Origin of the sequence: Limnobacter sp. MED105 (genome assembly GCF_000170915.1) — a bacterium.
Taxonomy (GTDB): domain Bacteria; phylum Pseudomonadota; class Gammaproteobacteria; order Burkholderiales; family Burkholderiaceae_B; genus Limnobacter.
Genome location: NZ_ABCT01000019.1, coordinates 35,010 through 45,770 on the forward strand (window position 1 = coordinate 35,010; position 10,761 = coordinate 45,770).

The 10,761-nt window shown below is 53.0% G+C and carries 12 protein-coding genes; 2 read left to right on the forward strand and 10 right to left on the reverse strand.

Features of this window, described 5'->3' with window-relative positions:
• The first annotated feature begins 86 nt into the window (after positions 1 to 86).
• A complete protein-coding gene (locus tag LMED105_RS14025) occupies positions 87 to 410 on the forward strand; it encodes a flagellar hook-basal body complex protein FliE (protein WP_008252509.1) in 324 nt (107 codons plus the stop codon).
• Positions 411 to 492: 82 nt separating this feature from the next.
• A complete protein-coding gene (locus LMED105_RS14030) occupies positions 493 to 2,031 on the forward strand; it encodes a helicase HerA-like domain-containing protein (RefSeq protein WP_008252511.1) in 1,539 nt (512 codons plus the stop codon).
• Positions 2,032 to 2,044: 13 nt separating this feature from the next.
• Here the strand turns inward: LMED105_RS14030 and LMED105_RS14035 are convergent, their stop codons facing one another.
• The 10 genes from LMED105_RS14035 to LMED105_RS14080 all read right to left on the reverse strand — a co-directional run bounded on the left by LMED105_RS14035 (position 2,045) and on the right by LMED105_RS14080 (position 10,518).
• The gene (locus tag LMED105_RS14035; protein ID WP_008252513.1) at positions 2,045 to 2,800 is read right to left on the reverse strand and encodes a flagellar brake protein; all 756 of its coding nucleotides are present in this window, start codon (positions 2,798 to 2,800) and stop codon (positions 2,045 to 2,047) included.
• On the reverse strand, positions 2,797 to 3,084 hold the full coding sequence (locus tag LMED105_RS14040) for an EscU/YscU/HrcU family type III secretion system export apparatus switch protein (RefSeq protein ID WP_008252515.1): 288 nt from the start codon (positions 3,082 to 3,084) through the stop codon (positions 2,797 to 2,799). The genes LMED105_RS14035 and LMED105_RS14040 overlap by 4 nt, the downstream gene beginning before the upstream one ends.
• Positions 3,074 to 4,330, reverse strand: a complete 1,257-nt coding sequence (locus LMED105_RS14045) for a flagellar hook-length control protein FliK (protein WP_008252517.1) — start codon at positions 4,328 to 4,330, stop codon at positions 3,074 to 3,076. The genes LMED105_RS14040 and LMED105_RS14045 overlap by 11 nt, the downstream gene beginning before the upstream one ends.
• A gap of 31 nt (positions 4,331 to 4,361) precedes the next feature.
• Entirely contained in the window at positions 4,362 to 4,709 is a 348-nt protein-coding gene (locus tag LMED105_RS14050; RefSeq protein WP_008252519.1) for a flagellar protein FliT, read from the reverse strand.
• Positions 4,710 to 4,735: 26 nt separating this feature from the next.
• The gene (fliS, locus tag LMED105_RS14055; RefSeq protein ID WP_008252521.1) at positions 4,736 to 5,128 is read right to left on the reverse strand and encodes a flagellar export chaperone FliS; all 393 of its coding nucleotides are present in this window, start codon (positions 5,126 to 5,128) and stop codon (positions 4,736 to 4,738) included.
• A gap of 98 nt (positions 5,129 to 5,226) precedes the next feature.
• Positions 5,227 to 6,876, reverse strand: a complete 1,650-nt coding sequence (gene fliD / locus LMED105_RS14060; protein WP_008252523.1) for a flagellar filament capping protein FliD — start codon at positions 6,874 to 6,876, stop codon at positions 5,227 to 5,229.
• Positions 6,877 to 6,898: 22 nt separating this feature from the next.
• Positions 6,899 to 7,243, reverse strand: a complete 345-nt coding sequence (locus LMED105_RS14065) for a flagellar protein FlaG (protein WP_008252524.1) — start codon at positions 7,241 to 7,243, stop codon at positions 6,899 to 6,901.
• A gap of 175 nt (positions 7,244 to 7,418) precedes the next feature.
• A complete protein-coding gene (locus LMED105_RS14070; protein WP_008252525.1) occupies positions 7,419 to 8,285 on the reverse strand; it encodes a flagellin in 867 nt (288 codons plus the stop codon).
• A 244-nt stretch (positions 8,286 to 8,529) separates the two neighbouring features.
• A complete protein-coding gene (locus LMED105_RS14075) occupies positions 8,530 to 9,393 on the reverse strand; it encodes a flagellin (protein ID WP_008253010.1) in 864 nt (287 codons plus the stop codon).
• Between the two features lie 258 nt (positions 9,394 to 9,651).
• Positions 9,652 to 10,518, reverse strand: a complete 867-nt coding sequence (locus tag LMED105_RS14080) for a flagellin (protein WP_008252527.1) — start codon at positions 10,516 to 10,518, stop codon at positions 9,652 to 9,654.
• Between the last annotated feature and the right edge of the window lie 243 nt (positions 10,519 to 10,761).

Consider the following 10,761-nt stretch of genomic DNA (forward strand, 5'->3'; position numbering starts at 1 on the left):
TTTTGCCCCTTGTTTGTGGCAATGGCTTGCTCCACTTGCCTGTACAAAGAGAGGGTAGAAACAAAAATTCCGCGTTGGAGTAATTCATGATCGACAAAATGGGGGCCGTGAGTGGCCTGTTAAGCAGTGCGGTAACGGATGCAATCAAGAGCCCGTCGCTGACCAGCAAGCCGCAGGCTTTGGACCAGGCTTCGTTCGCGGATGCAATCGCCAAGGCCTTGGAAAGCGCCAGTCTGTCGGCTGACAAGGCTGCTGACCTGGGCAAGCGTTTGCAGATGGATGACCCCACTGCCTCGGTTGAAGAAACCGTGATTGCCATGAATACTTCATCGCTGCAATTCACAGCGGTGGTTCAGGCCCGAAACAAAATTCTCCAGGCCTACAACGACATCATGAACATGCCTGTGTAATGTTCTGAATTCGTTCTGAATTCCAGACAGGCTGTGGCACAATCCAGTTCATCGATCCCATTGATGAACTGGAGCCTGGCCCATGATTGCACCTTTCCCGATTGCCCGTGACAACCGCGCTGAAACCGCAACAGACCTGGTGATGTTGCCTCAGCTGGCCAACCGGCATGGTTTGATTACGGGCGCAACCGGTACGGGTAAAACAGTCACTTTGCAGGTGTTGGCCGAGGCATTTTCACGAATTGGCACACCCGTGTTTATGGCTGATGTGAAAGGTGACCTGACCGGGATTTCACAGCCTGGAAAAACCTCCCCGAAGTTTGAAGAACGAATGAAGATGACTGGCATACCTGTGCCGGAATTTGCAGGCAGCCCCGTTACCTTGTGGGATGTATTTGGCGAACAGGGCCACCCGGTGCGTGCCACCATCTCAGACATGGGGCCCTTGTTGTTGGGCCGCTTGCTGGGTTTGAACGATACGCAGGAAGGCGTGTTGAACCTGGTGTTCAAAATAGCGGACGACAACGGTATGTTGTTGCTGGATCTAAAAGACCTGCGCGTCATGTTGCAGTATGTGGGTGAAAACGCCAAGCAGTTCACCACCGAGTACGGCAATATTTCATCTGCCTCAGTCGGCGCTATTCAGCGCGGTTTGTTGGCCCTGGAAGGGCAAGGCGCTGACAAGTTCTTCGGCGAGCCGATGTTGAATATCGACGACCTGATGCAAACCGATTCCAACGGGCGCGGCATTGTCAATATTCTGGCGGCCAACCAGTTGATGAATTCGCCGAAGCTGTACGCCACCTTTCTGTTGTGGCTGTTGTCGGAGTTGTTCGAAAACTTGCCCGAGGTGGGCGATGTTGACAAACCCAAGATGGTATTTTTCTTTGACGAGGCGCACCTGTTGTTCACGGATGCACCAAAGCCTTTGATTGAAAAAGTTGAACTGGTGGTTCGCTTGATCCGTTCCAAAGGCGTGGGTGTTTATTTTGTAACCCAGAATCCGCTGGATGTTCCTGATTCGGTGTTGGGGCAGCTTGGTAATCGCGTTCAGCATGCCTTGCGGGCATTCACCCCTCGCGACCAGAAAGCGGTGAAAGTGGCGGCTGAAACCATGCGCCCAAATGCTGGTTTGGACATTGAAGCGGCCATTACTGAGTTGGGTGTGGGTGAAGCCTTGGTCAGTTTTCTCGACCCCAAAGGCACGCCAAGCCCCACATCTCGCGCGTGGGTGTATCCACCTGCCAGCAAGTTTGGCCCGGCCAGTCCCGAGCAATGCAAGGAATTGATTGCGAATTCGTTGGTTGCGGGTGTTTACGAAAAAACCGTAGACCGTGAATCGGCATTCGAAATGTTGAAGGCGCGTACCGAGCAGGCGATGGCTGCGCAGGATGCTGCAGAAACACCTGCTGCAAAAGGCACTCAAACCGCTGAGGAAAAAAGCACTTTGAGTGGCTTGGGCGACATGTTGTTTGGCACCAGCGGAGCAGGTGGGCGCAAACGCCAAAGTGTTGCAGAAACCATGGCAAAAAGCGCGGCACGCAGCATCGGCTCACAAGTGGGTCGCGAGTTAATGCGCGGCATTCTCGGTTCTTTGCTGGGTGGCAGCAAGCGCCGCTGAAATTGTGCTTGCCTTAGTCTATTGAGTGCAGATTGGCGCGTTGTCTGCGTTCTGTGGCCAGCAAAAAGCGCTGCAGGCGGCGTTCAGAACCCCGCTCCAGGGTTTTCATTTCGCACCCAAGTTGAACCATTTCAGGGTGGTCTGCCATGGGTTTGATATTTCGCACCACCAATTCGACCAACATGCTGCCTTCGCCGTCGGGCAAGGTCAGGCGAACGTCCGGAATGATTTCTCCAGCCTGATGAAGGCTGGGTGATGTTTGCAACGACAAACCGCAACCCGCAAGGCTGATGTCGATCAGGCTGATCGGGCTACTCACTGAGGGAATTTCAAGTTTGACCTGCGAGTTCAATTCCTCATCGGCCATAACCCGGAAGTAATTTCGCCGTTGCAGGCGAACAATGGTTTTGGGTATGGCAATGCGCAAGGCATCGGCCCCTTGGTATTGGCTTTGCAAAATACCCACACCCGCAAACTGCACTTTGACGCCATCGGGAAAGCTCACCATTACATAGGATGTTGAGGCATTGCAATTGCTGCTCAACGCTTTTTCATAGGGCGTGCCCAGCCATATCAAGCCACTGCTCCAATCGATGCTCAGTATTTCGGTCACAAACTGGGTGTGATCAGATTGCAGATAAACGTAAAGTTCGTGCTCGTCCTCATCGATGGTGGTGAGTAGTTTGCGCAGGGTGGGCACTGCACTCAAACTGAATTCCTCAAGCAGCTTTTGATCGCGTTCAGGCGCAATACTTGTGTTGTGACTCATGACTTCCCCTCTGTACTGAATTCTTTGTTTTCTATTTGATACACCCAGGCCAGCAATTCCGCAATCGCCTGATACAGGCCAGGTGGAATTTGTTGGTCCAGGTCGACATTCATCAGCAACGAGACCAGCTCGCGGCTTTCATGAACAAACACCCCAGACTCCTTGGCTTTCTGGATGATTTGTTCGGCAATCAAGCCTTGACCTTTGGCCACTACCTTTGGTGCGCCAGAGTGTTCAAGGTAAGCCAGAGCCACGGCTTGTTGGGGGCTTAGTTTATTCGCCAATTTCAAACCCCGTGGGCACCATGAACTGGCCATGAACCAGCTTCAATCCCTTGTCATCCATGGCTTGCCGAAAGCTTTGCCAATGCGGGTCGATGGCTTGTTTGCTGCGCGCCGGTCCAGTAATTTGTACATCACATTGTGAACCTATCATGCGCACCCGAACATTCAGTTCACCCAAATGAGCCATGTCCAGTTTCAGTCGTGCAACCCAAGGGCGTGCGGCTTCTTCATTGTTTTGCTTGTCCTGTTCGGTGGGTTCTTCCTGATCGGGTTCGATGTCGATTTGCACCGGGTGGCCCAACAGGCCACTGAGCGCCAATGAAATGCGGTTGTTATCCAGCGCAGCCAGTTGAGCGGTCACCAGTTTCACCGATTGTTCAACTGCAGCGGGGTTCAAACCTTTCTCGGAAATCACCTGCTCTTGCCCGAAACGGGCTTGGGGCTCTTTCGCAATTTGATCGGTGCTGCGTTGCCCATTGGCCCATTGCTGCAAGTGCGATTCATAGAACAAACCGCTGTTTTCCACGGCTGCACTAACCTGTTTGGCCAACACGCCAGCAAGGCTGTTGTTCAAAGTATTAACGCCCTGGGCTTGCTGTATTTGGGTTTGCGGCGTGGTTTGAGCAAGTGTGCGTGCGTTGGGCGTTGTATTGTCAGATTCAGCCAGCAAGGCGCCGGGCAGGGCGGCCTGTGTTTGAAACTGGGTGCTTAATTGTTTCAGGCTGGTCATCACCGAGGTAGACACCTGTGTTGGTGATCCCTGCCCCAAGCGTTCAAGAAGTCCGATCAACCGTGCGGTGCCCGAGAGTCGATCTACGAAACTGGGAGAGTCTTGCGCTTCGCCATCGTCGGTGCTGGTGGGCAGTGTGGTGAGCAGGTTGCGGGCATCGGCGATTTTTTTACCGCCGCTGGTGCCACCTGCGGACAAATCATCGCCTTTCCCGGACAGTGCAAATGCGACGGTGACCATTTCGCCCGCAGTCAGTTGCCGCCCAGGCGGCAATTTGACCTGAATATTCTGGCCGGCAAACTCTAGCTCGGCCTCGTTACCAGGCCCACCTTTCACCACACGCACCAAGGCGGTTTGGCCAGCAAGCTGCTGCGCTTGGGGCAGTGGGAGTTGGCGGGTCAGTATGGCAACAACGGGCGCAATTTCGCCTTTGCCAGACGAAACCCGATCACCGGGATTGGATTGAAGTACGGAGTTGACGTTGGGCGGAGCCGATTTAACCGGGGTTAATGTCATGTCTCACACCCGTTGCTCTTAGCGCAATGGCTTAGTTGGATCCATAAGAGTTGCTGAGTTTCTGCGAGTTGTTGGCTGCGCGAAGAAATTCTTCCAACTGCTTAAGGCGGGGTTCAGTGATGTCGCGAATCGCGGCGTCGTCGGCCAGAATTTTTTTCAAATAGCCGATATGCTGACTGCGTTCCTTTTCATTCAATTCGGTTTGTTGTGCTTCCTTGATGGCCTGGAGCTCGTGGATCAGCCTTGAGCACTGTTCTTCAGCAGCACACAACTCATCCCAATTGCCAGCCTTGGCCGAATCAAGCATTACTTGGCTTTGATTCGCTATGGCGGCGTACAGCTTCATGATTGCACCGTTGTTGTCTGTCGCAAAGATCATGGTCGAGAGCGGTCCTAAGTAGGTTGTTATGGTTTGGTGGCGGTTTGGCCAATTTCCAGCCAGGCTGTGCGCAGGTCATCCAGCAAATCGATGCAGGTGTCCATGCGTTCCAGATTGTTTTGGGCGTTGGCCAAAATCAGTTCTTTGCCAATGTAGTCGTACAGGGAAAGCAGTTGCTGAGCCAGTGCACCGCCAGCGTTCACGTCGAGTGAGGCGGTAAGGCCGTCTTTGATGATGCGCAGGGCCTTGTCCACCGATTTTGTTTTCATCTCGATGTTTTGCATTTCAAGGTAAATTTTGGCCTTGCGAATGGCCTCGATGGCCCCTTCGTAAAGCATCACAATGAGGCCGTGGGGTGAGGCACTGTTGATGCCTGTTTCCAGTCCTACTTGTGCGTATGCTTTTGCGCCGTACATCATGGTGCGTTCACTTGGTGATTTGTCTTAAACAAATAGTAGGGCTTGTTCCCCCTGTTTGATCTGACTAAAAACAGGGGTTTTAGGGCACAGTTCTGCGCTTACCGTTGTTGAGCCAGAGCGGCAAGCTGTTGGCTCAAATAGGAGCTGGTCTGCTGCATGCTGGCCAGCATGGAGTCCAGCGCGGAGAATTGGGCGCGGTATCGCTTTTCAACCTGCTCCAGTCGCAGGTTGAGCCTGTCTTCCTGGTCGTCCAGACGAGATTTTCTGCTGGTCAGTCCGTCGGTTCTCGACACCAGCGTTCCGCCTTCATCAGTCAGGCTGCCGATCCAGTCGCTCAGTCGCTCGGCCAGGCCTTTGCTGAAGGTGATCGTGCCCATATTGCCACTGGCTCCCTGAACCACCGAAAACTGCAGGCCCTCGCTGGGATCGCCTGTGGCACCCGTTAAGGTATTGCCCACTCCCGTGCCTGCCACACCGTTGATGGTGCCGGCGATAGTATTGCTGCCATCGTAAGCGGTGCTCACATTGACCGCAAAAGTACCCTCTTGGGTCATGTTGTTGGCACCCAGATACTTCACGCGCGCATCGGTGGTGGTTGCTGTGTTGGCAAACACCTTCTCGAGAATGGAAGGGTCGGCTGCGACTGCGGTATCCAGCTTGGTTTTGTTCAGTGACAACACGCCGTCTTTGTCAAAACTCAAGCCAATATCGCTCAAACCGATGCCGTATTGGGCAACCTGTTCGCGCAGAATATTGCGAAGTCCCCGTTCAAGGGTGGATGGTGTGGTTTCACGCGACAGGGTGGCGTCTTTCTGTTGCTGGTCTTTCAGGTTGCCGCGTATTTTGTTGTACGCAGTCACAAACCCGTCCAGTGTGGTCTTCAATGCGGTGTCGTCCAGGCCCACTTCCAGATTGACAGGCGATGTGGTCTGCGCTTTCAGGTTCAGCGTCAGGCCAGCCACTGCGTCTGTCACGGTGTTGCTGGCTTTGCTCACTGGCAAATTATTGATGGTGAAGTTGGCGTTTTGTGCCACTTGCAGGGTGTCGGCATTTTTGCCGGCACCCACCGCAGCGGTGGGATCATAAGCCAATCGGGAAAGCCCGGTGGTGTCGGTGTTGTTGCCATCGGCATCGGTTACTTCGAGCTTGAAACCGTTGACTGCACCGGTTTCCTTGCTGGTCAGCACCAGGCGCGAGCCTGCTCCGTCGTTCACAATAGATGCAGTAACGCCGGCATCTGAATCATTGATGGCCTGTTTGATGCCGTCCAGTGTTTGTTGCCCTGTGCCAATGTTGATCGTGACTGGGGTTTTGTCAGCATTGTTGGTGAAGGTGTTGGTGCCGGAATCGTAGCTGCCCAAGGTGATCGTCAGGCTGCCTGTGCCCACGGTGGTGTCTGCGGTGGCTACGCCTTGCGCAGCTACACTTTGGGCCTTGGCCAGCTGGCTGACCTCAATGCTGTAGCTACCTTTTGCGCCGGCTGCACTGGCGCTGGCTGATACAATTTTTTCGTCGCTTGATGTGGCCTTCAAGGGATTCAGGTTGTTCAAGCTGCTGAGTTTGTCCGCGGCAGCTTTCAGGTCTGCAAACGAATTTTTGATAATGCCGTAAATCGAAATCTTGGTGTTGATCGCTGTGCGTTCCTGACTCACCTTGGTCAGTGGGATGCGTTCAGCCGCCATCAAGGAGCTGATGATGCCCTCAATGTCCAGTCCTGAACCAATGCCTGCAGATGAGATTCCTACCATGATTTATTCCCCTTGTTGCGTTCTAGGCTTCGCGAGACATTAGAACGCCTTGCATTTTCTCGATGGCTTTTGCGATTTTCAGCATTTCAACCGATGGAATTTGTTTCAACACTTCCTGGGTTTCCCGGTCCACGATTTGAACAATCGGCTTGCCGTTGTCGGTGTCGACCAGAAACTTCAAATTCGACTGGTTGCTCGTCAATGCGGCATTCGCTTTCTGAACCACCTCAAGTACTTCACTCACGCTCAGTTCGGCTTTTTCGCCCAGCAAAGGTTTCGCTACCACACCGGGTGCGGGTTTTGTGTTGCTGGCATCCTGCGGTTTTTGCAGGGCAGTTGCATAATCAGCCATGTTTGAAATGTTCATTTTCGCCACCTTCCGAATTCTAAGCGGGCAAGACAAGCCCCCATGTCTTGATTAACGGCAGGTTTAGGGGTTTTCTTTAGCGTTAAAAAGCCCGGTGAGCTTGATTCACCGGGCTTTTTGTTTGATTCGAACCTGCTTTTGGCAAATTCTTGTCAGGGTTCAGACCAAGTCTGAATTAACGCAGCAAGCTCAACACGTTGTTGGGCAGCTGGTTGGCCTGGGCCAACATGGCGGTGCCGGCCTGTTGCAGAATCTGTGAACGGGTGAGGTTCGCAGTTTCCTTGGCGAAGTCGGCATCCATGATTCGGCCACGTGCAGAACTCAAGTTGCTGCTGGTGGTTTCAAGAGAACCGACCACTTGTTCCAGTCGGCTCAAGCCAGCACCCACAGTGGCGCGCAGGTTGGTGATGTCATCGATCGCGGTGTCGATGGTATCGATTGCGGTTTCAGCGTTGGCAGCTGTATCGACTCCACCGAAGGCGGTCACGATTGCAGCTTGTGTTGCGCCACCCAGGGTGGTTTGCAGGTCGTTACCGGCAGCCAGGCCGTCGTCAGTCAAGTTCACGTTCAATGTATCGGCTGCGTCGTTGCCAGAACCGATCTGCAGTTCCACTGACTTCTGTGCAGCGGAGAACACGTTGTTGTCGTTGAATGTGGTGCCTGTTGCAACACGGCCCACTTCGTTGGCCAGTTCGGTGAATTCACGGTTCAGGTTCAAGCGGTCGGTGTCGTTCAAGGTGCCGTTTTTGGCCTGAACACCCAATTCACGCATACGCTGCAAGTTGTCGGTAATTTTGCCCAGTGCGCCGTCGGCCACTTGCAACAGTGAAATACCGTCGTTTGCATTGCGAGCTGCCACGTCGAAGCCGCGAATTTGTGCGGTCATCCGTTCTGCAATGGCCAGGCCAGCTGCATCGTCTTTCGAGCTGTTAACACGCAAGCCAGAAGACAGGCGAGCGATCGAAGTTTCAAGGGAACCGGCAGAGCGGCTCAGGTTGTTTTGTGCACCCAGTGAAGGGGCGTTTGTATTGATGCCTAACATTTAGGACCTCCTAGCGGTTTAAATTGACATGACCTGTGTGAAGGGTTATGTCGCTTTGGGTTATTTAACCCTTGTACAGTTTCTTTTACTGACAATTCGTTTAACGGAGGTTTTTAGTCAAACTTAAGTGAATTAATTAAATAATTTAAATCAATTTTAATGGTATAGAAAATGCAAAAAAGATTATCCACCCCGGAGGGAGGATAATCTTCAGTTTTCAGTTCTGAGCGATTGTTTTACATCATTACTGCAACAGGCTCAGTACGTTGTTGGGCAACTGGTTGGCCTGGGCGAGCATGGCGGTGCCGGCCTGCTGCAGGATCTGCGAGCGGGTCAGGTTGGCCGTTTCCTTGGCAAAGTCAGCGTCCATGATTCGTCCGCGTGCGGCCTGCAGGTTGGTGCTCGACACATCGGCAAAAGCTGCCACTTGCTCCAGTCGGCTTTGGCCCGCACCCACCACGGCACGAATACCGGTGATGGCGTCAATCGAGGCATCCAGAGTGTCGATGGCCGTGGTGGCGTTGGCCACATCGGTAATGGCGCCCAGGTTGGTCTGAATATCAGCCGCACCGTTGGTCATGATGGTGGTCAGGTCGTTGCCCGTGCTCAAGCCATCGTCAGTCAGGTTCAGCTCCAGGGTGTCGGAGACGGCGTTGCCGGTGCCCACCTGGAAGCTCAGTGTTTGGTTGGCGGCATCAAACAGGTTGTTGCCGTTGAATGTGCTGCCAGTCACGATGCGGTCCACCTCGTTGGCCAGTTCCGTGTACTCACGGTTCAGGTTCACACGGTCGGTGGGGTTCAAGGTGCCGTTTTTGGCTTGAACAGCCAACTCACGCATACGCTGCAGGTTGTCGCTGATCTTGCCCATGGCGCCGTCGGCCACTTGCAACAAAGAGATACCGTCGTTGGCGTTGCGACCCGCCACATCAAAGCCGCGAATTTGCGCTTGCATGCGCTCGGCAATGGCCAGGCCTGCTGCGTCGTCTTTGGCGCTGTTCACACGCAGTCCGGAGGACAGGCGGGCAATTGAGTTGTTCAAACCCATGCCAGAGCCTGAAAGGTTCTTCTGGGCGGTCAGTGAGGCTACGTTGGTGTTGATTCCTAGCATGATAATTCTCCAAGCAATTTGTTGATTCAAGCTGGCTGCGTCATCTTGTGCGCTGCCTTATGATTCATTAACGCTTGGAAAAACAAGAACTTTAGAAAAAAATGCAAAAAAATTCACTTTCTCAAGAGAATTTTTCAGAACCCTAAAGTTTTAATTTTTGCTGCCGTAATTCGCAGCCTCTCGAAACTTCCCCTGATTATCCAGTGCGTATTCCTGCTTGCACTTTCAAACCAGGGGTCGCTCGGAGTAAACCTTACATTAACGCAGCAAGCTCAACACGTTGTTGGGCAGCTGGTTGGCCTGGGCGAGCATGGCGGTACCGGCCTGTTGCAGAATCTGTGAACGGGTGAGGTTCGCAGTTTCCTTGGCGAAGTCGGCATCCATGATTCGGCCACGTGCAGAACTCAAGTTGCTGCTGGTGGTTTCAAGAGAACCGACCACTTGTTCCAGTCGGCTCAAGCCAGCACCCACAGTAGCGCGCAGGTTGGTGATGTCATCGATCGCGGTGTCGATGGTATCGATTGCGGTTTCAGCGTTGGCAGCTGTATCGACTCCACCGAAGGCGGTCACGATTGCAGCTTGTGTTGCGCCACCCAGGGTGGTTTGCAGGTCGTTACCGGCAGCCAAACCATCATCAGTCAGGTTCACAGCCAGGGTGTCGGAAGCCGCGTTGCCGGAGCCAATCTGCAGTTCTACGGATTTTTGTGCAGCGGAGAACACGTTGTTGTCGTTGAATGTGGTGCCTGTTGCAACACGGCCCACTTCGTTGGCCAGTTCGGTGAATTCACGGTTCAGGTTCACGCGGTCGGTGTCGTTCAAGGTGCCGTTTTTGGCCTGAACGCCCAATTCACGCATACGCTGCAAGTTGTCGGTAATTTTGCCCAGTGCGCCGTCGGCCACTTGCAACAGTGAAATACCGTCGTTTGCATTGCGAGCTGCCACGTCGAAGCCGCGAATTTGTGCGGTCATCCGTTCTGCAATGGCCAGGCCAGCTGCATCGTCTTTGGCGCTGTTAACACGCAGGCCAGAAGACAGACGGGCGATTGAAGTTTCAAGGGAACCAGCAGACTTGCTGAGGTTCATTTGTGCGCCAAGTGAAGGGGCGTTTGTATTAATTCCTAGCATGGTAATTACTCCGAAAAGATCTAGACAAATTAATCAGAAGTGATTTTCTTCTGTATCGTCTCGGTAAATCATTCACCGATGATTGTATATCGACTTTCGGTTTTTAATATTTAGGGTTTTGTGGAAATATTTTTTAAATAATTATTAATTTGTAATAAAAAAAGAGGATTATCTTTTTCCTGTTTAATCAAGAAAAAGATAATCCACTCTGGTTTTGTACAGACGCAAGAAAAAAGGAGGGGT